The sequence below is a fragment of the Bradyrhizobium sp. USDA 4452 genome, from assembly GCF_054063575.1.
This window is the reverse complement of the sequence record NZ_JBSSGK010000001.1, coordinates 5,004,138-5,025,415: the sequence shown is the minus strand read 5'-3', so window position 1 is coordinate 5,025,415 and position 21,278 is coordinate 5,004,138. Positions and strand designations below refer to the sequence as shown.

The following is a 21,278-nucleotide window of genomic DNA, read 5'->3' as shown; positions in this document are numbered from 1 at the left end:
CGGCTTAGGCCGTCACGGTCGCCGTCTCGCTGACGTCCTCTTCGTCGAGTTCGTCGTCGACAACGGGCGCGAAGCTCGACAGCGGCTTGGTCGACAGCGTGATCGGCTTGCGGCCGCCGTGCGACACGGTCGCGGCACGGGCCGGCTCACGCGACAGCGCATAGAGCGTCGACCCGACACGGCCGCCGCAATTGGCCAGCTCCCACTCGCTGCAGCTCGACGCAATCGCGAGTGCGAGTGCATGCAGATGGCTGCGCCGATAGCAGAACAGCGCGAGCATCGCCCTGACGTCGGGCGCGACATTGGCGACCAGCAGCGAAAGCCCGTTCGGATTGGCGCGGTACATCTGGCCGAGCAGGTCGTCCGCAACTGGGCAGGCATCGTTCTCGAACGCGTCGCGGCTTGAAAACATTTGCAAATCCCCCTCGATCGAGAAGATGCCGCGCAATCCTCTAACGAAAGGTTAACCACGGCCGCCGGTCGCCTCCGGCGGCCCTTGCTCGTTGCACGCGAATCACATCCGCCCGCCGCTGGCGGGAGGGATCGTGGTCCGGGATTTGGGAAGAGGCGTCCGCCGCCTGCTCAGTTGGCGGCCATGTAGATCGACAGCGCGAATCCGGTGAGATGGTGCAGTGCCTGATCGACCCCGATCAGGGTCCAGAACCAGGGATGGCCGGACTCCAGCGTCACGCCGAAATGCGAGGCGCAGATGCCCTTGCAGCGATCGACGATGATGTGGATCACGAAATCGACGAAGGCGACGTACCAGAAGCGCGGCGCCACTACCAGGATCAGCGCCAGCGCGACCGCAAGGTGGACCAGGCAATGCGCGAGCAGCGGCATGGCCCAGCCGGTCTTCTGATCCTTGCCGATCGCCATCCAGGCGTTCTGCAGCATGAAGTCGGCGATGATGTGCTTTGCGGTGAGAAGCAACATCCATCCCACCAGGGCACCAACCGACACCGACGATGACATGGAAGGAAACAACAAGCTGACGCCCTTCTACTTCGATGAATATGATTGCAAGAAAATCCGGGTCAGGCCGTCAGCACAATTCCGCAAGGCGAAGCTTGTCTCATTTATGACATCTCCGGCGATGGAATGCACCTGCGGCCCCCCGAAAATCACATCTGGGTTCGGACGTCGATAGTGGCGATGGTCATGTGGCATCGCGGCGCAGGCCAGTCGGGATAAAGGTGACGGCGGGCGGCCGGTTTGCATTCCAGCCGGGGAGGTATATCGTCGGCAGCGCAGGAAATTTTCTTTCTTTTGGAGCCATTTACAGATTCACCGGGCAGTGCCGCGCTGTTGCGGCAGCGGGTCGTCCCGGACGGGTGATCAGCCATGAGTGCCGAAGCCCCCGCGCCTTCGCCAACGCCGCCGCGACCACACCCTCCGGTCGCCAAACCGGTCGTCAAGAGCAATCGCGCGCAGATCGTCATCTTCAACCTGCTGACGCTGTTCTTGAGCGCGATCACCGTGATCGGCGGCCGGGTCTGGCTGCACAATTCGGAGACGCTGGTGTTTGCGGTCGGCGATGCCAACGGAGCGGAGGCCAAGTTCGCCGCCCGCCTCGCCACCGTGCTGAAGAACAATTCGTCGCGGCTGCGGCTGAAGATCGCGCCGAACCCCGACAACGCCAAGGCGCTGGCGCAGTTCGATCGCCGCGCCGCGACGCTTGCGATCCTGCGCACCGATGCGAGGGTGCCGCCGCGCGCCCGCGCCATCGCGATCCTCGAGCATGACGTGGTGCTGGTGCTGAGCCCCGGTGGCAAGAAAATCAAGTCGCTGACCGAACTGAAGAGGAAGAAGATCGCGGTCGTCGGCGACGGCGAGAACAGCGTCAATTTCGTCCGCAGCGCGCTGGAGATTTCCGACAGCCCGGATGCGGCGCAGCGGGTACAGCAGGCGTCGCCCAACACACCGCTCGACAGGCTGTTCGCCTCAGGCTTCGGCGCCGTGGTCGCGATCGAGCATGCCTCGAAGATCATCAAGGACAAGACCTACGAGGAATATGCCAAGCGCTCCGGCGGCTTCACCTTGAACGCGATCGACGAGGCCAAGGCGCTGGCGCGCAAATATCCGGCGATCTCGGAGGAGACGGTCTCGACCGGCATGCTGTCGTCCTCGCCGGCGATCCCCGACGACGACGTCGACACCATCGGGCTGGAATGGCTGCTGGTCGCGCAATCCTCGATGTCGACGACGACGGCGGCCGAGCTCGCGCGCCTCGTCTACGAGAACAAGTCCGAGCTCGCACTCGACGATGGATTCGCCTCCAGGATCGAGCCGGCGGCGACCGACAAGGACGCCTTCATCGTCGCCCATCAGGGCGCGGCCGAATACATCAATGACGACACCAAGTCGTTCATGGATCGCTACAGCGACGTGATGTATCTCGGCGCCGCCGCGCTCAGCATCATCGGCTCGATCTTCGCTGCGATTTACACCAAGATCAGCCGCGTCGCGCCGGAGAAGGCCAGCGAACTGGCGAGCCGGATCCTCGACATCGGCGAGCGTGTCGAGCACACCACCTGCGCCGAACATCTCGACGAATTGCAGGACGAGCTCGAGGCGATCCTGCACGGCGCGGTAATCGGTCTGCGCGACGGCACCGTTTCCAGCGACGGCCTCGACACCTTCAAGCTCGGCTACGAACTAGTCCGCGACGAGATCGCCCTGCGCCGCGACCATCTCAAGCGCCACCCGCCGGCAGTCGATGACAACCTTGTGGTAGTGAAGACCGCGAACGGGTGAGAGGCGGTTGCTTCGCATCCACGACTGTCGTCCTGACGAAAGCGTCACCTACACCACTGTCGTCCTGGCTTTCCGCCAGGACGACATCGTGTTTTTGAACGACCTGTCAGACATCGAGCCGCATTCCCGCGACATGCCACGCGTGCGTCCCGTCAACCCGCCGCAGCGTCCGGTGGCGTCGTAACGGCATCCAGCTGCCGTCCCTCGTGATCCATATGCAAATAGTTCGGATTGAACAGCCCTGCCCGCTTCAGGCGGTCGAGATTGGGGACCGCCAGGGTCTTGCCCTTGAGCACGATCAGGCCGTCGGCGCGCAGCTCCTGCAGGGTCCGGTTGACGTGGACCTTGGAAAGCCCGGTGGCGTCGGCGAGATCGCCCTGGGTCAGCGGGAAATCGCAGCTGTCGCCCTGGATCAGGCCGGCGAGACGCAGCCGGAGCCAGATCTCGCAGAGCAGATGGGCCATCCGCTCCAGCGCCGTGCGTTGGCCGAGGCTCATGGTCCATTCGCGCTGGATCGCCGCATTGACCAGGGTTTCCCACCAGAACGCGGTGACGATGCGCGGATGTTCGGCTGCGACCCTGTCGAAGAATTCGCGCGAGAGGTCGGCGACCGACACCGCGGTGATGGTGCCGATGGAGTGATCCATCTCGCGCAGGATGAAGACGTTCACGTCGCAGATATCGCCGGGCAGAAAGAACGACACCACTTGGCGCCGGCCGTCCTCGAGCTGCTTGTAGCGGTAGGCCCAGCCAGACAGGATCAGGTGAACGTCCCTCGGCTTCTCGCCTTCCCGGACGATGTCGACGCGCGGACCAAAATGCCGGATGCGCTCGGTCGACGCGCGATTGAGAATGGCGTGATCAACCGGCGAAAGCCGTACGAACTGCTCCAATTTCCGGACTAGCGACGCCAACGACATAGGTCTCCCCGCATACTTAATCGGGTCCCCGCCGGGCTGATTTCAATAACGTATGTTACATTGCACAGCTATTGCCATATGTTCACTAGTGTACAGACGCCAGAAGACGTAACGGCTACGACCTCAGGCGCCATGCAACTCAGCTACGAAGACAACCGCGATACCCTCCGGGGTTCGCCGCCGCTCAGACGAACGGCACCCCGTAGTAATCATTCACGGCGCGGGTGGTGCCGATATCGGCCCAATCCCAGTCACGCTCGCTGCCGTATTTCGGTGCGCTGCGCAGTTGGCTCTCGGTCACGCCCGTGACGTAACCGCCGAGCCTCGTGTCATATTTGAGCGATTGCCAGGGCAGCGGATAATGGTCATTGCCAAGACCGAGGATGCCGCCGAATCCGAGCACGGCGTAGGATACCCGTCCGCTCTTCTTGTCGATCATCACGCGCTCGATCGAGCCGATCTTGCGCTCGTCCGATCCATAAACCGCGGTGCCCTCGACCTTGTCACTGCCGATCAGGTTTCCGAGTTCATTTTCGTCCATCGCCATGTCAATTCTCCATTGATCTCCCAGGGCCAACGAAGGAGCGGGATCGTCGTTCCTGCCGCATTGCGCGCGGTGGTGCACAGCGAAACGTTGGTCAACCTGTCGGGGGATCGCCGCGATCGCCCGATGTCATGCCTGAGCCTGGCGTCCTGTCGGGGTCGGTCAGCTTCGGATCACGCGTCGCTTCGCGCGCCGGTGGCTTTCGGGTGTCCGTCTTGTGGGCGGTCCGCGCGCGCTCCTTGTCGGCCGGCTGTTCCTGACCCTTGTCGTCCTTCACGATGCCCTGGTTGGAATGTGCCATTGTCCATCTCCTCAAAAGACATGCGGGCCCCGGCGATGAAATTCACCGAGGCCCGTCACCGTGGTGGTCCACCGCCTTTCGGGGAGCAAGGCAGCAAACACGTGAGTGTTACGCATGACGCCGACGATCGTTCCTGCGCTACTGACGACGATTTCGTTCGACTGATGTCATGGGTTAACGACGGCATTCGGGGAACATGCCTAGAATTTGCTGGTTCCAGCGCGGAGGCGGCATGATCAAGAAGAAACGTAACAGGTCGCGGCCTTCCGGGTCCTTCGAGGACCGCCTGCAAAAATTCGCCGAGGATTCGCGCATTGCAGCACGCAAGCTGCCGCCGGGACGGGAACGCGAAACGCTGATGAAGAAAGCTAGACAGACCGAGACCGTGATAGAAGTCAGCGAGTGGCTGATGCCCAACAAATAGCCGAGAGCCCCCAAAAAGGTGGGCCGCGACGGGAGAGAGCTGCGATGATCGAGGAACGCTTTGATTCACATACGCTCGCGGCCATGAACTTTGCGCTCGACCATGTCTGCGCCGGCGCCCTTCATGGCGAGGAACATGACACCCGCAGGCGAGTTGCCCGATACATCATCAAATGCGCCAAGAGCGGCAGGACGACGCTCGCCGAGCTCACCGAAGCCGGACAGCAAGCGTTGGCCAAGGTCAGCGCCGCGGCGGGATAATCCGCGCAACCTGCCTTGCTCTCGGCCTTCAGCAAAGGCAGATACCTATGCGCATTGCAATCAGCATCGGCCTGCTCGCACTTCTGGTCGCCGTCGGCGCCTACGCTTATGAGGGCTTGGTCATGCCGGACGCCCCGGTCCCGGCCCACGGCATTGTCACGTTCACGATCGGAATTGTGCTCTTGGCTACGGTCTGCGCCGGCCTGATGGGCCTGCTGTTCTATTCCAGCCGCCGCGGCTACGACGAGCCGCCGCACATCAAACGGTAGGCTTCGCGGAAAGCCACCGTCGCAGGCGTGCCCCGTCACCCTGAGGAGCGCGTCTCCGCGCGTCTCGAAGGGTCGACGGCCACCAGTCGGCCGCGCATCTTTCGAGGCTCGCAAGTGCTCGCAGCTCAGGATGACGGTGACGGATTTGCCGGCACGCGCGCGCGGATTTCTGCGATCTTGCGTTTCAGCGATGCCTGGCGCGGATCAGGCATGATGGCGGCGCGGGCCTCGGTGATGGCGGCGGCAAGATCGGGAAGCGCGAGCATGCCGTCGAAGGTCGGCTTGACCAGTCCATCGATGATCACGTGCCAGTCCGCGATGCCCTGGCGATAGGGATCGCCGTAGCCCTGGATCATGGTCGCGGTCTGCACCACCGCCGGGGCCGCGCTCGGCTGCTTGGTCAGGCTGCGGTCGATCATGTGCAGCCAACGCTCGACCCAGACACGCTCCTTGGCGTAACGCCCCGAGAACAGCCGCCAGCGCTTCAGGCCGGCCTCGATCCTGAGCCGACGAACGCTGAAGCGGGTGTTGGCGCTGAAGCGGATCGAGACCCGGCGGCGGCGCCAGCCGAACTGGTCGAGCACGGCAAGCACCGGATCGGCGACCATCTCCGGCAGGGCGTCGATCAACTCGTCGAGGCGGAGCTTCTTGACGTCGTCGGCCGAGCGCGCCGCAAGGCCGCCCGCCGCATCGACTTCGTCGAGCCTGAGCTGGGCGATGCGGATCGCGTCCTCATAGGCCATGCGCTGCGCCATCAGCCGCGCGATCTCGGCAAGCAGGGCGTCGTCGACGCCGCGGCGGCCGACGAAGCGCTTGAGCCGGTCGATATAGAGCTGCGCGTAGCTCGTGCTCTGATAGGCGATCAAGAGATGGATGGCGTCGGTGACCGCCGGCCTGAGATGGTCCGGGCAAGCTTCCGGCAGCACCGGCGGACCCTCGTCCTCGTCGCCGATGATATCGGCAAACAGGTAACGAAGCGAAGCCAGCAGACTGTCGTCATCCGGCACTGCGGCGCCTCCAGAACTCGTCGCGGGACTCATGCAGGTTTGGGCTCCGCGACCTGTGGTGGGGTGGCGTGCTGCGCGAGCCGCTGCTCGAGCGTCGCGATATTCTCGAACAGGCGGGCGCTGAACAGACGCAGGAGGTAGAAGCCGAACGCCGGGTTCTGAACGTAGAGCTGCTCGACCTGGTCATAGGTCACCGACAGCACCATGCCGGTTTCGACGCACTCCAGCGTCTGGGTGCGCGTGTTCGACGGCGACAGCATGCCGAACTCGCCGACCAGGGCGCCGACCGGCAGCTCGATGCCGGATTCGACCAGGCGGAAGCGGCCGCTGACGATGTAGAACATGCTGTCGGCCTTCTCGTCCTTGTAGAACAGGACTTCGCCCGCGGCGCATTTGCGCTCCGTCGTGAACGGCCTCAGCCAATCCATCGACAGATCGCTGTTCACCGATTTCTTCACGCTGCGGACCAGTTGCAGCATCTGGTGCAGCCGATAGGTGTTCACCGGCAGCAGCACGGCATGCAGGATCAGCGTCGCGTAATTATGGGTCGGGACGGCGGTCGCGATCAGGATGAAGTTGGTCAGGATGGCGAAGACGCGCAACGGGATCATGGTCCGCATCGACAGCGTGGCGACCACGAAGATCGATGCGAAGAAACTGCCGGCGGCGCCGGCGTGCTCCGCGAGATGTGAGGTATCCATCGGAAACCAACCAATTTCTCAAGAAGTGAACAAGATCGCCTTATTAGTCGCTTCATTCCGGCCGAGGTCGCATCGGTGACCAGCATCCCTGATATACGGTGAAAAAGCGACGATTTGTCTGATTTCTCACATTCGCGGACGCAAAAACGGGCCAACATGGTTAGGCCATTCGTCCAGCATGTCGGACTTCCGAGCGACCATCCCGCCGCAGCCCGCGCGTTGACGGCCTCAACCGGGGAAGGCACGTTGTGGCACAGGCTCTGCCGTTCGCAGGGCCTCGATTCCAGCAGTTCAGCGACAGGCAAGCACCGTTCCGATGTCCAAGCCGCTCGTCCTTCCGGCCTTGACGCGCTTCGTTTCCGCCACCGCTGGCCGCAACATGACCACGGCGGCCTATGTCGCGGTCAGTGTCGGTGTCGCCATGATGACGCTGCTGACGGTCGCGCCGGCCTATGACGCGGTCCCGCACTGGGTCGATGCGCTGCTATGGGCCTGCCTTGGCTATTTCGTGTTCGAATGGCTGGTGCGGCTGCGCCACATGCGGCGGCAGGGCAAGTTCTGGTTCTACGCGCTGTCCAGCGCCGGCATCGTCGATGCGATCGGCGCGCTGGCGGTGCCGCTGGCGCTGCTCGCCGGCATCGAGCCGAAGACCGCATGGCTGCTCGGCGTGCTCTGGGTGCTCAAGGTGGTGCCGGGCATTCCCGGCCTGCGCCAGCTCCGGCGCGTGCTCGTCGTCGAATCCGGCCCGCTGCTCAGCGTGCTGGTGATCTTCCTGATGGTGGTGTTGCTGGCCTCGGTCGCCGAATACTTCCTGGAGCGGGACGTCCAGCCGCAGACCTTCGGCAGCGTGCCGGCGGCGCTTTGGTGGGCGGTGGTGACGCTGACCACGACAGGCTATGGCGACGTGGTGCCGATCACCCCGCTCGGCCGCATCGTCGCCGCCATGGTGATGATCTCGGGCCTTGGCGTGTTCGGGCTGTGGACCGGTATTCTGGCGACCGGCTTTGCCGCGGAAACCCGCCGCGACAATTTCCTGAGAACCTGGGAGACCGTCAGCAAGGTGCCGTTCTTCGCGCATCTCGGCCCGGCCGCGATCGCCGACGTCACCCAGGTGCTGCGGACCATGGACCTGCCGCCGCGCACCACGATCATCCGCAAGGACACCAATGGCGACTGCATGTATTTCGTCGCCGCCGGCGAGGTCGAGGTCGAGCTGCCCGGACGCAAGGTAAAGCTCGGCGAAGGCGCGTTCTTCGGCGAGATGGCGCTGCTCGGCAACGCCAAGCGGGGCGCCAGCGTCTCGACCAGCAAGGTGACCCGGCTGTTGGTGCTTGACCTCGTCGATTTCCGCCTGTTGATGGCAAGGCATCCCGACCTCGCCGAGACCATCGACGCCGAGGCGAAGCGGCGCGAACGTGAGAACCAATGATGGAGACCAAGATGGCTGACGCGGCCGACACCGCCAGCGGACCCGTGCTCGAAATCGCCGGCGCCCGCGCAACGATCCGCCTCAACCGGCCGAAGCATCTCAACCGCCTGCAGGCCGAGGATCTCGGCGAGCTCGTCAGGCTGTTCGACCGGATCGAGGCCGATCCTGCGATCCGCGTGCTGGTGCTGACCGGAACCGGACGCGCGTTCTCCGCCGGCTACGACCTCAACTCGGTGGCCGAGCGCGCGGTGAGTGCCGATGAACAGCAGAGCGCGGGCTCGGCATTCGAGGTCGTGGTCAACCGGCTCGAGGATCTCTGCGTGCCGACGATCTGCCGGCTCAATGGTGGCGTCTATGGCGGCTCGACCGACCTGGCGCTCGCTTGCGACTTCCGCATCGGCGTCGATACCGCGGAGATGTTCATGCCGGCGGCGCGGCTCGGGCTGCATTATTACAGAAGCGGCATCCAGCGCTACGTCACGCGGCTCGGCGTCGACAACGCCAAGATGCTGTTCCTGACCGCGCAGAAGATCACGGCGCCGGAGATGCTGCGGATCGGTTACCTCACCGCGATGGTGTCGCTCGACCTGCTCGACGAGGAGGTCGACAAGCTTGCCTCGATCCTGGCCGGCAACGCGCCGAAGGCGATGGCCGGCATGAAGCGCGCCATCAACGAATTCGCCCGCGGCGCGCTCGATGAGGCCGCCGCCGACCAGCGCCACCGCGACAGCATGCGCGGCGACGAGATCAGGGAAGGCATCAAGGCCTTCGCCGAGAAGCGCGCGCCGCGGTTTTAACGATCACGGCATGCGCCTTCACCCTCCCTGGAGGAGCACCCCCGGGGAGGCGCGTTGCCAAAATATCGAAAACAACCGCATGCAAAGTAGCCGGCGGCGGCCAGCGTTCGACCAGGCCACTTGACACGTCGGGCAACTCACGGATATTTTCCAATATTCCGAAATCTTGCCGCCGCACGCTCGCCCCCCGGGGCATAAGCGACGTTTCCACGCCGTCACGCCCGCTTGCTCCGCATCGCGCGCGTCTGCGCGATCTCCGGGTCGCGGGCGAGCGCCTGGTAGCGCTTGCTGTCGACGGCGTAGAGCGCGATGCGGCCTTCGGCGTCGGCGTGGACGCCCCAGCCAAAGCGTTTTCCGAGCGGCGAGGCGCGCATGCAGGCCTGTCCGCGCGAGAAGAACGTCTCGCGGGCAAGGCTGCGTTCCTTCTTCCCGGCCTTGGCATCGAGCGCGCGGCCGGCTGACGACGTCGCAAACACCACGTCGTCGGACGTGTATTTGTAGGGCGCGCCCGCAAGCATCCGGAATTGCAGCACGGCGACCGTCGGCCGGCCGCCGCGCGGCTGCGGCTCCTCGCCGCTCCGCGCAGGGCAGTCCTCCGCGACGCGGATCAGGGTGTTGAAGCAGTTGGTGCTGTGCAGCGCTTTCGCCATCGGCACGATCCCTATCACACTCCGGCGGCTGCCGCATGCTGCGCCGCCATCTCGTCGTCGGCCTTCGAGATCCGGACGAAAGCCGGGCGTGCGGTGATGCGCTCGGCATAGCGGACGAACACGTCCCTCTTGGGCACGATGCCGAACATCATGGTCCAGGAGAGCGCGATGCCCCAGAGGATGTCCGCCGCCGTGATCTGTTCACCGAAGAGATAGGGCCCCGTCGCGAGCTGCGCCTCGAGCGCACCCAGCATGGTGTCGTAATCGGCATAGGGCGACTGAGTGACCGGCGCCGGTTCGCGCTTCATGAAATGGTCGATCACGGCCGGCTCGAACGAGGAGCCGTAGTAGGCGATCCAGCGCAGATACGGGCCGCGGCGCGGGTCGTCCAGCGCGGGGGTGAGGCCGGCCTGCGGGAACAGATCGGCGAGATAGATGAAGATCGCGACCTGTTCGGTCACCAGCCCGCCGCGATGGCGGATCGCCGGCACCTTGCCGAGCGGATTGATGGCGAGATAGGCGTCCTTGCGCTGCTCGGCCGCCTTCAAATTGAGGACGTGCAGATCGTAGGGTGCGCCGAGTTCCTCCAGCAGCACGCGGGTGCCGGTGGCGCGGCTCTGCGGCGAGTAATACAGCGTGAGGCGGTCGGTGGTGGCAGCGGTGGTCATGAGCAGGTCTCCTTGCGCCGTCAGGGCGCATGGCCTTCTTATGTTCGCCTATACCTGACATCCTGTGTCAGGTATGATTACGCGATGCGCGCGAGCCGGCTGTTTTCCATCCTCACCACCCTGCAGGCGCGAGGGCAAGTCACCGCGCCCGAGCTGGCCAAGGCCTGCGAGGTCTCGGTGCGTACGATCGATCGCGACATCGATGCGCTGGCTGCTGCCGGCGTTCCCGTCTACGCCGACCGCGGCGCCGAGGGCGGCTACCGCCTGCTCGACGGCTACCGGGTGCGGCTGAACGGGCTGTCGCAGGGCGAGGCCGAGGCGCTGTTCATGGCCGGCCTGCCCGGCCCTGCCGCCGCGCTCGGCCTCGATGCCGCGATGGCGGCGGCGCAGACCAAGCTGATGGCGGCGCTGCCGGAGAATCTGCGCCCCAACGCGCGGGGCATGCAGCAGCGCTTCCATCTCGACGCGCCGGGTTGGTTCGGCGAGACCGAGGAGCCGAAGCACCTGCGCGCGATTGCAGCCTCGGTGCTGCGCGAGACCCTGATCGATATCCGCTACCAGAGCTGGAAGGCCGAGAAGCGGCGGCGCGTGGCGCCGCTCGGCCTCGTGCTGAAGGGCGGCAGCTGGTATCTCGCCGGCCTCGTCGACGGCAATGTGCGCACCTACCGCGTCGCGCGGGTGCTGGATTGCACCGCGCTGGAGACGCCGTTCACGCGGCCGGCGGAGTTCGAGCTCGCCACTTATTGGCGCGCCTCGATCGAGCGGCTCGAGGCCGAGCTGCATCCGAACGAGGCCACGGTGCGGCTGTCGCCGCTCGGGCTGCAGCTGTTTGATGCGCTGGCGCATCCTTACGTGAAGGCGCGGATGCGGCTTGCTGACAGCGTCGAGCCCGATGGCTGGCGCGTCGCCACCATGCCGGTCGGCAAAACAGTGTGGCATGCGGCGAGCGAGCTATTGCGGCTCGGCGCCGAGGCCGAAGTGATCGCGCCGCAAGAGCTGCGCGCGAAGATGGCCGAGCTGGCGGGCGCGATGGCCGCGCGCTATGCGGACACCCCGGCGCGCCGCGCGGCCCGCCGCTAATAGCGGCTGTCGGAGCTGATCACGAAGCGGTCGAGGAAATTGATCGGCAGGATTTCAAACTTGTTCAGCGTCAGGGTAATCCCGGTCACGAAGTCGATGCCCTTGATCGTGCCTTCGAGATCGATCCGCCGGCCGCGGCGCAGGCCGCGTGTTTCCGGATGTTGCTCGATGTCGATATAGGCATAGATCGGGTTGTCGAGCCGCGAATGGCGGTGCCAACCGCGTTGCAGAAAGCTGAATTGCAGCACGGAGCCCGCGCCCCAGTCGATCGCGTCGAAGAATCGGGTCTTCCAGGCAACAGGCTGTCCGAGGTAATGCGCAGCGATGAACGCGTCGCGCTCAAGCGCAGGCAGACGGTGCAGTTGCCAGCTGATCTCCGCCGGCGTCAGGGAGGCGTTATTCGCCATTGTTGTTCTTGTGGTTCTTTATCGCGTCTTCTTGTCCTCGGCGAGAACGTGACGTCCCGCCTTGAGGAAACTATACATCTACAAATGTGACAGTATCCGCCACAGTTGCGCGCGACGTGCGGTAGCTGTTCACCTTGTGCGCATGATCCGCATAGCCGAACGAGATACCGCAGACAACCCGGCGATCGTCGGCCAGGTTGAAATGACGGCGGATCAGGCCGGAATGGCGCGCGATCGCCGCCTGCGGAATGGTGCCGAGCCCGAGCGCCTGCGCGGCCAGCATGAAGTTCGAGACATAGCCGCCGCAATCGATCGCGCCATAGATGCCGAGCGGCTCGTTGGTGTGGATCACGGCAATGTGCGGCGCGCCGAAGAAATTGTAATTCTCCAGCGCCTGTTTTGCGTAGGCCGCCCTGTCGCCGCGCGCGATGCCGAGCGTGTTGTAGAGCTGGAAGCCGCTTTCGCGACGGCGCTCCAGATAGACCCCGACATATTCGCGCGGCGGCGTGAAGTCGTAGTCCTCGCCGAGGCCGCGCGACGCCTCGGCATAGATCGCCTTGCGAAACCGCTCCTTGGCCTCACCGGACACGATCAGGACCTGCCAGGGCTGACTGTTGCACCAGGACGCGGTGCGCTGCGCGGTGGTGAGAATGTGCTCGATGACGTCGCGCGGCACCTCGCGCGGCTGGAACGCGCGTACCGAGTAGCGCTCGTTGAGCAGCTCCTCGAGCGCGCCGATGCGATCTTCGGACGCATAACGCGGCTTGGTGGTGGCATCCATGCTCAGCGGCCCTTGGTCGGGATCTTGTTGTAGGGCACGTCCTTGTCGACGCGGATATCGCCCGGCAGGCCAAGCACGCGCTCGGCAATGATGTTGCGCAGGATCTCGTCGGTGCCGCCGGCGATGCGCATCGAGGGTGACGACAAGAGCATCTGCTGGAACTGGCCGTTGGCCTGCTCCTCGTCGGTGCCGGTGAGGCTGCCTGCGGCGCCCTCGAGGTCCATCGCATAGGTCGCGATGTCCTGCAGCATCAGGCCGGAGACGAGCTTGCCGATGGAATTTTCCGGACCGGGCCGCTCGCCCTTCGACAGCGCCGAGATGGCGCGGTAGCTGGTGTATTTCAGCCCGCTCGCCTTCACCGCCCAGCTCGCAAGCTTCGAGCGCACCGCCGGATCGTCGATCGCAAGACCATCTTCCAGCATCAGGTTAGAGCAGAACTCGAACATCTCGGGCACGCCGGTGGCAAGCCGCGCGCCGATCGACATGCGCTCGTTCATCAGCGTGGTCAGCGACACGCTCCAGCCCTCGCCGACCGCACCCAGCCGCTGGCTGTCCGGAATCACGACGTCGGTGAAATAGACCTCGTTGAACTCCTGCATGCCGTTGGCCTGCTTGATCGGCCTGACCTCGACGCCGGGGCTCTTCATGTCGAGGAAGAACATCGTGAGGCCCTTGTGCTTCGGCACATTCGGATCGGTGCGCGCGATCAACAGGCCGTAGTCGGAATAATGCGCGCCTGAGGTCCAGATCTTCTGGCCGTTGATGACCCAGTTGTCGCCCTTCTTCTCGGCGCGGGTGCGAAGCCCTGCGACGTCCGAGCCTGCCGACGGCTCGGAGAACAGCTGGCACCAGATCTCCTCGCCGGAGGCGAGCTTCGGCAGATAGCGGCGCTTGGCTTCCTCAGAGCCCCAGGCCATCACGGTCGGTCCGCACATGCCCTCGCCGATCTGGAACGGCTGGGTCAGCTTGCCGTAGACGCCCTCCTCCTGCTGCCAGATCACGCGCTCGATCGGGGTGGCGCCGCGGCCGCCATATTCCTTCGGCCAGTGCAGGCAGGCCCAGCCGCCCTCCGCCTTCTTCTTCTGCCACGCCTTGCCGACCTCGACCATGTCGTGCTTGGCAAGCCGGATGCGGCCGAGCGAGGATTTTGACAACTCCTCCTCGAATTCCTTCGGCGCGCTGGCGGCAATCCAGTCGCGCGCGATCTTGCGGAATTCGGCTTCCTGCGGCGTGTCATCGAAATTCATGGCGAACCTCTTTGGATTTTTCGCGCGCTCAGGCGCGGCCCTTGGTCGGGATCTTGTTGAAGGGAACGTCCTTGTCGACCCGGATGTCGCCGGGCAGGCCCAGCACGCGCTCGGCGATGATGTTGCGCATGATCTCGTCGGTGCCGCCTTCGACGCGGGTGCCCGGCGCGCGCAGCAGCATCGCCTGGAATTTGCCGGCGGCTTCGGCATCCTCGGGTCCGCTCAAGGTGCCCGCGGCGCCCTGCAGATCGAGCGCGTAGGTCGCGACGTCCTGGATCATCGAACCGGCGACCAGCTTGCCGATCGAGTTCTCCGGACCCGGGCGTTCACCGCGGGACAGCGCGGAGATCGCGCGCATGCTGGTGTATTTCAGCCCGCTCGCCTTCACCGCCCAGCTCGCGAGCTTCGAGCGCACCGCGCGGTTCTCGATCGCGGGGCCATCCTCCAGCATCAGGCTGTTGCAGAAATCGAACAATTCGGGGAAACCGGTTGCGACGCCGGCGCCGATCGACATCCGCTCGTTCATCAGCGTGGTGAGCGACACGTTCCAGCCGTCATTGACGTTGCCGAGCCGCTGCGCGTCCGGGATGCGCACGTCGGTGAAATAGACCTCGTTGAAGTCGGAGGCCCCGCTGGCCTGCTTGATCGGCCTGACCTCGACGCCCGGGCTCTTCATGTCCAGGAAGAACATGGTGAGGCCCTTGTGCTTGGCGACCGTCGGATCCGTGCGGGTGAGCAGGATACCGTAATCGGAATAATGCGCACCCGAGGTCCAGATCTTCTGGCCGTTGATCACCCATTCGTCGCCTTGCTTCTCGGCGCGGGTGCGCAGGCCGGCAACGTCGGAGCCGCCGGCCGGCTCGGAGAACAGCTGGCACCAGATCTTCTCGCCGGAGGCGAGCGGCGGCAGGTATTTGCGCTTCTGCTCCTCGCCGGCGAACGCCATCATGGTCGGGCCGCACATGCCGTGGCCGATGATGAACATCGAGCTGAGGCGGCCGAACGGGCCCTCCTCCTGCTGCCAGATCACGCGCTCGATCGGCGAGGCGCCGCGGCCGCCATACTCCTTCGGCCAGTGCAGGCAGGCCCAGCCGGCATCGGCCTTCTTCTTCTGCCAGGCTTTTGCCACTTCGAGGATATTGGCGCCCTTGAGCGCAACGCGGCCGAGCGAAGCCTTGCGCAGTTCGTCCTCATATTGCTTCGGCGCATTGGCCGCGATCCAGGCTTTCGCCTCGGCGCGGAATGCGGCCTCCTGCGGGGTGTCGTCGAAATTCATGACGGTCCCCGCTTACGCCGCGTTCTTCTTGCGCATGCGATCGATCAGGGCATCTTCCCAATAGGACAGGCTGCCGAGGCCGAGCGCGACCGCATTGGCGCGGCGGTAGTACATGTGGCAGTCGAACTCCCAGGTGAAGCCCATGCCGCCATGGACCTGGATGTTGTTCTTGGCGCAGTGCTGGAACGCCTGCGTCGCGCTGATGCGCGCGGCAGCTGCCGCTTCCGGCAACTCGCCGGCATTGGTCGAGAGCGCCCAGGCGCCATAGTAGCAATTCGAGCGAGCCAGCGTCGCCGAGACATACATGTCGGCCAGCATGTGCTTGACCGCCTGGAACGAGCCGATCGGACGGCCAAAGGCAATACGATCAAGCGCATAGTCGCGGCCCATCTCCAGCGCGCGGTCGGCGCCGCCGACCTGCTCGAATGCCATCAGCACGGCGGCGCGATCCAGCACCTGGGTGATCACGCTCCAGCCCTCGCCGGCGGCGCCGAGCGGCTCGGCCTTCGTATCCTTGAAGGTGATCTCGGCCTGGCCGCGGGTGAGATCGATATTGGTCAGCGACTTGACCTCGACGCCCGAGGCCTTGAGATCGACGATGAACAGGGAGATATCGGACTCGCGTCCGCTCGAACCGGTGCGCGCGGCGACCACCGCGAAATCGGCGATCGCGCCATCCGCGACCGGCTTCTTGACGCCGTTGAGCACGCCTCCATTAGCCGTGAGCTTGACTGCTTTCGGCGACGGATTGCCCTTGCCCTCGAACAGCGCCAGCGTGCCGATGGCATCGCCGGAGGCGATCTTCGGCAGCCACTTCTGCTTCTGCGCATCGCTGCCCGCGATCAGCAGCGCTTCGGCGGCGAGATAAACGGTCGAGGAGAACGGCACCGGCGCCAGCGCGCGGCCCATTTCCTCGGCGATCACGCAGAGCTCGAGATGGCCGGCACCGGCGCCGCCGAACTGTTCCGGGATCGCGATGCCGAGGAAGCCCATCTCGGCAAGGCCCTTCCACAGCGCCTTGTCGTAGGGCGCCTTGCCGTCGAGCACCTCGCGCGCGGCCTTCGGCGGGCACTGTTCGCTGAGGAATTTCCGCGCCTCGTCGCGCATCTGCTTCTGTTCGTCCGAGAAATCGAAATTCATGGCGCTTACCTTCTGGGTTCTTGTCGTTTCAATTGGCCGTCATTTCCGCGGCGCGCGAAGCGCGAGCCCGGAATGACGAGTGGAAACAGTCCGGCCATCACAGCACGATCACCTCGTCGCAGGGCTTGTCGGCGTACAATTTCTCGACCAGGGCGGCGCGGCGTTCGAGGCCGGCGCGCTGGTTGATGTAGCCCTTGTCGGTGAGCTCGTTGCCGTCGATCGACGGCGGCTCGACCATCAGCATCGCGCGTGCGATCCGCATGCTGCTGCCGGTGGTGGACGCGTTGTGGGCCTGCAAGCCTTTTTCGACGCAGGCGATCACGGCCGGGTGCCGGATCACCTCCTCGTAGCTCGCATCGGCATTGCCGACGAGCTGGCGGCAGGCATGCAGGTTCGGCCAGCACAACAGGCCGATGAACTCGCGATCCTGCCCCGCAACCAGCGCGTCATGCACGACCGGCGTCGCGGCTGATATCGCATCGGTGCGCAGCGAGCCGACGTGAACGAACGTGCCCGTGGTCAACTTGAAGTCCTCGACCACGCGGCCGGCGAAGATGATGCCCTGCAGCGGATCTTCGGGATCGACGAACACACCGGCATCGCCGATGCAGTAGAAGCCTTCCTCGTCGAACATCTTGGCCGTGAGGTCCGGCTGGCCGAAATAGCCCGGCGTGACGTTGACGCCGCGCAGCCGCAATTCGTATTTCGAACCGCACGGCACCATCTTCAGCTCGACACCGGGGAACGGCAGGCCGATCAGGCCGACGCGCTCGGTGTCCCAATAGGTTCCGGTCGAGGTCGGTGCGGTCTCGGTCGAGCCCCAGCCGGTGTAGAACACGATGCGCTCGCCGGTGGTCTTCACCGCCAGCGCCTGCATTCGGTCATAGAGATCGTCGGGCAGCCGGGCGCCGCCATAAGCCATGATCGAGAGGTTCTTGAAGAAGCTCGCGCACAGCGCCTCGTCCTTCTCCATCGCGGCCGCGAGCGCCGCATAGCCGGCCGGCACGTTGGCGTAATAGGTCGGCGACACCTCGCGCAGGTTCCTGATGGTCTCCTCGAACTGGCCCGGCATCGGCCGGCCGTCGTCGATATAGAGCGTGCCGCCATCGACCAGCACCGGGTTGAACGCGGCGTTGCCACCCATGGTGTGATTCCAGGGCATCCAGTCGAGCACGGTCGGGATCGGGCCGGCTGTTTCCCGCGGCCGCACCTGCATCATCATCGCGGCGTTGGCGCACATCATCTGCTGGGTGTTGATGACGGCCTTGGGCATGCCGGTCGAGCCCGAGGTGAACAGCAGCTTGCCGACGGTGTCGGACGTGATCTTCGCGATCGACGCGGCGACATCGGCGGTCACCTTCGTCGCCGCGAGCTCGGCGAAGGCCACGCTCTCGATGCCCTCGCAGGGACGCAGGACATGGACCACCGTGATGCCGGTGAGATCGATCGCCTTCAGGGCCTTCTCGAAGGCAGGTCCGTCCTGCACCATCACGACGGCCGGCTTGATCAGGTTGAAGAGGTATTTGAGCTTGAGGTGATCCTGGCTCATCAGCGAATAGGCCGGCGATACCGGCGCCGCCGGCAGCCGCGCCTGCATTGCGGCTTGCGTCATCAGCGCGTGCTCGATCGAATTGCCTGACAGGATCGCGACGGGTCGGCCGTCCGCAATACGGAGATTGAGCAGACCTTGCGTTAGCGCATCGACGGTGCGCTTGGCTTCGCCATAGGACACCTTGCGCCACTGCCGGTCGGGACCGCCGCGTTGCGCGAGCCAGATGCGCTCCGGCGCATGCGCCGCCCATTTGGCGAGATAGGCCGGGATATGCGTCTCGTAGGCCTGCAGCGGGATCCGCGACTTCAGGACGACGGTACCGTCGGCGCGCCGGTCGACCGCGATGTCGCGTGCGAGCCAATCGACTTTGCGAAAGGCAGGCTTCGTCAGCATCGCCGCGTCTCCATCCATTTTGCGTCTCCCGGAATTCTTGTCCTTTTGAGGATCTGTTCTCAGCGCCTGATATAGACAGGCTTTCGTTTCTCGAGAAAGGCCCTGATGCCCTCCTGGAAATCTTCCGAGCGACTGCACAGCACCTGGTTGCGATCCTCCATCGCAATCACGGCCTCGATCGAGCCGGCATCGACGCTCATGTTGATGCATTCCTTCGAGAGGCGGAGGCCGACCGGCGAGGCCGTCATCATCGCGTCGACGTAGGGATTGGCAGCGGTATCGAGATCGGCGGCCTCGACCACTTCGGACACAAGGCCGACGGCAAGCGCGCGATCGGCGTTGATGAAGCGCCCGGTGAGGATCAATTCTGAGGCGACCGACACGCCGACGAGGCGCGGCAGGAAGTAACTGGTGCCGATGTCGCAGCCGCCGAGACCGAGCTTGATGAAGGCGCAGTTCATCCGCGCGTTTGTCGCCGCGATGCGGATGTCGGCGGCGAGCGCCAGCGCAAAGCCGCCGCCGGCGGCCGCACCCTGCACCAGCGCGATGATCGGCTGCGGAGCGCGCCGCATCAGCATCACGATGTCGGCAATGCGGCGCTGCGAATCCAGCGACTCGGTGACGCCGGGCGGTTCAGCCTGGCCGCCGCGGCGCGCCATCGCATGCTTGAGGTCGAGCCCGGCGCAGAAATTAGCGCCGGCGCCCTTCAGCACCACGACGCGGGTGTCGCGATTGCGCTGCAGGCCCTGAAAATAGACATTGAGCGCATCGATCAGCGAGGGATCGAGCGCGTTGAGGCTTTCGGGACGATTGAGCGTGATCCAATCGACCCCGTCATGATGTTCGATCAGCAGCGGTTGAGACACGCGTTACACTCCTGCATCTGCAAATGCGGCGGCAATTGATGCGCCCTCTCCCCTTGTGGGAGAGGGCATGCGCGTGGGTGCAGCGTGTTCGCGTGGGTGAGGGGTCTGTCTCCGCGGAGAGAAACCCCTCATCCGGCGCTGCGCGCCACCTTCTCCCACAAGGGGAGAAGGTACTAGCGCGGAGCCATGCGGATGGCGCCGTCGAGGCGGATGGTTTCGCCGTTGAGCATCGGGTTCTCGACGATGTGGACCGCGAGGTTGCCGTACTCCGAGGCATCGCCGAGGCGGGCCGGATGCGGCACCTGGGCGCCCAGGCTCTTGCGGGCCTCCTCGCTGAGCCCCATCAGCAGCGGCGTCAGGAACAGGCCGGGTGCGATGGTGTTGACGCGGATCTTCAGGCTGGCGAGGTCACGCGCGGCCGGCAGCGTGAGACCGACGACGCCGCCCTTCGAGGCGGAATATGCGATCTGACCGATCTGGCCTTCATAGGCCGCAACCGACGCGGTGTTGATCGCGACGCCGCGCTCCTCGCCGATCGGGGCTTCGGTCGCCAGGCGCTCGGCGAACAGACGCAGCACGTTGAAGGTGCCGATCAGATTGACGTTGATGATGCGGACGAACTTCGCCAGCGGATAGACGCCGTCCTTGCCGACGATGCGCTGCGAGCCGCCGATGCCGGCGCAGTTCATCAGCACGCGCGCGATGCCGTGCGCGGCCTCGGCCTTGGCGATCGCCGCCTTGATCGCTTCCTCGTCGGTGACGTCGGCATGCAGGGCAACGCCCTTCACTTCGGCGGCGACCTTCTCGGCGTTTTCCTTGTTCTGGTCGATCACGCCGATCTTGGCGCCCTTGGCGGCCATGGCGCGCGCGGTTGCGGCACCGAGGCCGGAGCCACCGCCGGTGATGAGAACGGCAACGTCTTTCAACTGCATGGGAACAACCTTTCCTTGGGCGTTTCTTCTCTAGACTTGAACTTGTTATCCGGCAGCGGCCGCTGCCGTTTCCTTATCGGGATTGAGCACGCCGCCGAAGATCAAGGCTTCCATGTGCTTGATGTATTCGCGGCAGACCTCGTCGGTGACCGGACCGACACCGACCGCGCGCGACATCGCGTGGCGGCCGAAGAACAGGTGATCGCAGGCGCCGATCAGGCTGGTGTAGAACAGCACCGGATCGATCTTGCGGAATTCCCCGGCCTTGATGCCCTCGGCCAGCAGGCGGCGGTGGAAATCCAGCAGCGGCGCAACGAAGAATTTCGACACCTCGTTCGCGGCGGCAGTCGAGCTCTCGTGCAGGAGATAATGAATCAGCCGGTTCATGTAGGGGAATTGGTGATAGGCGCGAATGATGCCGCCGATATGCAGGCGCAGTTTCGCCGACGGCGTGATCGGCTGGCTGATGAGATATTCGAGCTGCGAGATCTCGGTGGCGGCGTCGCGCGCGAGCAGCGCCAGCAACAGCCCGTCCTTGTTGCCGAAATGATATTTCACCAGCGCGGCGTTGACGCCCGACTTCTGCGCGATGTCGGACAGCGAGACCTCGATCGAGGCGCGCTCGATCATCAGCTCGCTGGCTGCGACCAATAGCTTGTCGGCGGTGGCATTTTTGCCGGCCGGAAGTTTCGTCGGTACGCTGGTATTCAACTGCGCTCTGGTCCCGCTTGGGTTCTGGGCTCGACGGTAAATCGAGGCCGCACATAAGCCCATGGCGGGGCTGCACTCAAGAGTTAATTGATTGATTGACTAAATGCGGAGCCGCCCCTTAAATCCGGGCCAACTTCAAAACCGCCCAATCCAGAAACATCAGGGA

At 64.7% G+C, this 21,278-nt stretch carries 25 protein-coding genes; 7 read left to right on the top strand and 18 right to left on the bottom strand.

What is annotated here, in order from left to right; all coding sequences use genetic code 11:
- Window positions 1-4 precede the first annotated feature (4 nt).
- Both ACVISU_RS24090 and ACVISU_RS24085 read right to left on the bottom strand, forming a co-directional pair.
- On the bottom strand, window positions 5-412 hold the full coding sequence (locus tag ACVISU_RS24090; protein ID WP_050403945.1) for a hypothetical protein: 408 nt from the start codon (window positions 410-412) through the stop codon (window positions 5-7).
- Between the two features lie 170 nt (window positions 413-582).
- Window positions 583-936, bottom strand: a complete 354-nt coding sequence (locus ACVISU_RS24085) for a DUF3307 domain-containing protein (RefSeq protein WP_083991990.1) — start codon at window positions 934-936, stop codon at window positions 583-585.
- A 408-nt stretch (window positions 937-1,344) separates the two neighbouring features.
- Between ACVISU_RS24085 and ACVISU_RS24080 the strand changes: the two genes are divergently transcribed.
- Entirely contained in the window at window positions 1,345-2,757 is a 1,413-nt protein-coding gene (locus tag ACVISU_RS24080; RefSeq protein ID WP_456708531.1) for a TAXI family TRAP transporter solute-binding subunit, read from the top strand.
- A gap of 152 nt (window positions 2,758-2,909) precedes the next feature.
- Here ACVISU_RS24080 and ACVISU_RS24075 read toward each other — a convergent pair whose 3' ends face one another.
- From ACVISU_RS24075 to ACVISU_RS24065, 3 genes are all read right to left on the bottom strand, one after another.
- Window positions 2,910-3,671 carry a Crp/Fnr family transcriptional regulator gene (locus ACVISU_RS24075; protein ID WP_050403944.1) on the bottom strand — a complete coding sequence of 254 codons (762 nt, stop codon included), beginning with the start codon at window positions 3,669-3,671 and terminating at the stop codon, window positions 2,910-2,912.
- 190 nt (window positions 3,672-3,861) lie between these two features.
- The gene (locus ACVISU_RS24070) at window positions 3,862-4,224 is read right to left on the bottom strand and encodes a PRC-barrel domain-containing protein (protein WP_456708530.1); all 363 of its coding nucleotides are present in this window, start codon (window positions 4,222-4,224) and stop codon (window positions 3,862-3,864) included.
- Window positions 4,225-4,315: 91 nt separating this feature from the next.
- Window positions 4,316-4,522: a hypothetical protein gene (locus ACVISU_RS24065; protein WP_050403910.1), complete on the bottom strand. Its 207-nt coding sequence runs from the start codon at window positions 4,520-4,522 to the stop codon at window positions 4,316-4,318.
- A 232-nt stretch (window positions 4,523-4,754) separates the two neighbouring features.
- Here ACVISU_RS24065 and ACVISU_RS24060 point away from each other — a divergent pair, with 232 nt between their 5' ends.
- From ACVISU_RS24060 to ACVISU_RS24050, 3 genes are read left to right on the top strand one after another with little or no spacing between them, the layout of a single operon-like run.
- Window positions 4,755-4,946 carry a hypothetical protein gene (locus ACVISU_RS24060; RefSeq protein WP_456708529.1) on the top strand — a complete coding sequence of 64 codons (192 nt, stop codon included), beginning with the start codon at window positions 4,755-4,757 and terminating at the stop codon, window positions 4,944-4,946.
- Window positions 4,947-4,990: 44 nt separating this feature from the next.
- Window positions 4,991-5,206, top strand: a complete 216-nt coding sequence (locus ACVISU_RS24055; RefSeq protein WP_456708528.1) for a hypothetical protein — start codon at window positions 4,991-4,993, stop codon at window positions 5,204-5,206.
- A 47-nt stretch (window positions 5,207-5,253) separates the two neighbouring features.
- The gene (locus ACVISU_RS24050; protein ID WP_456708527.1) at window positions 5,254-5,475 is read left to right on the top strand and encodes a hypothetical protein; all 222 of its coding nucleotides are present in this window, start codon (window positions 5,254-5,256) and stop codon (window positions 5,473-5,475) included.
- Window positions 5,476-5,600: 125 nt separating this feature from the next.
- On the opposite strand, the gene ACVISU_RS24045 is transcribed toward ACVISU_RS24050, so the two are convergent.
- Both ACVISU_RS24045 and ACVISU_RS24040 read right to left on the bottom strand, forming a co-directional pair.
- Window positions 5,601-6,482: a DUF6537 domain-containing protein gene (locus ACVISU_RS24045; RefSeq protein WP_456708526.1), complete on the bottom strand. Its 882-nt coding sequence runs from the start codon at window positions 6,480-6,482 to the stop codon at window positions 5,601-5,603.
- Window positions 6,483-6,511: 29 nt separating this feature from the next.
- A complete protein-coding gene (locus ACVISU_RS24040; protein WP_456708525.1) occupies window positions 6,512-7,183 on the bottom strand; it encodes a Crp/Fnr family transcriptional regulator in 672 nt (223 codons plus the stop codon).
- Between the two features lie 316 nt (window positions 7,184-7,499).
- Between ACVISU_RS24040 and ACVISU_RS24035 the strand changes: the two genes are divergently transcribed.
- Window positions 7,500-8,612 (top strand): cyclic nucleotide-gated ion channel, encoded by a 1,113-nt coding sequence (locus tag ACVISU_RS24035; RefSeq protein WP_456708524.1) that lies wholly within the window; start codon window positions 7,500-7,502, stop codon window positions 8,610-8,612.
- Between the two features lie 11 nt (window positions 8,613-8,623).
- Window positions 8,624-9,409 carry an enoyl-CoA hydratase/isomerase family protein gene (locus ACVISU_RS24030; protein WP_050403943.1) on the top strand — a complete coding sequence of 262 codons (786 nt, stop codon included), beginning with the start codon at window positions 8,624-8,626 and terminating at the stop codon, window positions 9,407-9,409.
- A gap of 215 nt (window positions 9,410-9,624) precedes the next feature.
- On the opposite strand, the gene ACVISU_RS24025 is transcribed toward ACVISU_RS24030, so the two are convergent.
- Complete coding sequence (locus ACVISU_RS24025; protein WP_050403903.1) at window positions 9,625-10,059, bottom strand: DUF6157 family protein; 435 nt, start codon at window positions 10,057-10,059, stop codon at window positions 9,625-9,627.
- 14 nt (window positions 10,060-10,073) lie between these two features.
- Window positions 10,074-10,727, bottom strand: coding sequence for a glutathione S-transferase family protein (locus ACVISU_RS24020; RefSeq protein WP_456708523.1), 654 nt, complete (start codon window positions 10,725-10,727; stop codon window positions 10,074-10,076).
- An 84-nt stretch (window positions 10,728-10,811) separates the two neighbouring features.
- Here ACVISU_RS24020 and ACVISU_RS24015 point away from each other — a divergent pair, with 84 nt between their 5' ends.
- Window positions 10,812-11,807: a helix-turn-helix transcriptional regulator gene (locus ACVISU_RS24015; RefSeq protein WP_456708522.1), complete on the top strand. Its 996-nt coding sequence runs from the start codon at window positions 10,812-10,814 to the stop codon at window positions 11,805-11,807.
- On the opposite strand, the gene ACVISU_RS24010 is transcribed toward ACVISU_RS24015, so the two are convergent.
- The 9 genes from ACVISU_RS24010 to ACVISU_RS23970 all read right to left on the bottom strand — a co-directional run bounded on the left by ACVISU_RS24010 (window position 11,804) and on the right by ACVISU_RS23970 (window position 21,175).
- On the bottom strand, window positions 11,804-12,214 hold the full coding sequence (locus ACVISU_RS24010; protein ID WP_050403900.1) for a hypothetical protein: 411 nt from the start codon (window positions 12,212-12,214) through the stop codon (window positions 11,804-11,806). The genes ACVISU_RS24015 and ACVISU_RS24010 overlap by 4 nt on opposite strands.
- 70 nt (window positions 12,215-12,284) lie before the next feature.
- Complete coding sequence (locus ACVISU_RS24005; protein ID WP_050403899.1) at window positions 12,285-12,995, bottom strand: nitroreductase; 711 nt, start codon at window positions 12,993-12,995, stop codon at window positions 12,285-12,287.
- Window positions 12,996-12,997: 2 nt separating this feature from the next.
- The gene (locus ACVISU_RS24000) at window positions 12,998-14,242 is read right to left on the bottom strand and encodes an acyl-CoA dehydrogenase (RefSeq protein WP_456708521.1); all 1,245 of its coding nucleotides are present in this window, start codon (window positions 14,240-14,242) and stop codon (window positions 12,998-13,000) included.
- Window positions 14,243-14,270: 28 nt separating this feature from the next.
- The gene (locus tag ACVISU_RS23995; protein WP_456708520.1) at window positions 14,271-15,518 is read right to left on the bottom strand and encodes an acyl-CoA dehydrogenase; all 1,248 of its coding nucleotides are present in this window, start codon (window positions 15,516-15,518) and stop codon (window positions 14,271-14,273) included.
- 12 nt (window positions 15,519-15,530) lie between these two features.
- Entirely contained in the window at window positions 15,531-16,658 is a 1,128-nt protein-coding gene (locus tag ACVISU_RS23990) for an acyl-CoA dehydrogenase family protein (RefSeq protein ID WP_456708519.1), read from the bottom strand.
- Window positions 16,659-16,755: 97 nt separating this feature from the next.
- Window positions 16,756-18,621, bottom strand: coding sequence for an AMP-binding protein (locus tag ACVISU_RS23985; RefSeq protein ID WP_456708518.1), 1,866 nt, complete (start codon window positions 18,619-18,621; stop codon window positions 16,756-16,758).
- Between the two features lie 41 nt (window positions 18,622-18,662).
- Window positions 18,663-19,469 carry an enoyl-CoA hydratase/isomerase family protein gene (locus ACVISU_RS23980; protein ID WP_050403896.1) on the bottom strand — a complete coding sequence of 269 codons (807 nt, stop codon included), beginning with the start codon at window positions 19,467-19,469 and terminating at the stop codon, window positions 18,663-18,665.
- A 173-nt stretch (window positions 19,470-19,642) separates the two neighbouring features.
- Window positions 19,643-20,401, bottom strand: a complete 759-nt coding sequence (locus tag ACVISU_RS23975) for an SDR family NAD(P)-dependent oxidoreductase (protein WP_456708517.1) — start codon at window positions 20,399-20,401, stop codon at window positions 19,643-19,645.
- Window positions 20,402-20,446: 45 nt separating this feature from the next.
- Entirely contained in the window at window positions 20,447-21,175 is a 729-nt protein-coding gene (locus tag ACVISU_RS23970; protein ID WP_050403894.1) for a TetR family transcriptional regulator, read from the bottom strand.
- Window positions 21,176-21,278 lie beyond the last annotated feature (103 nt).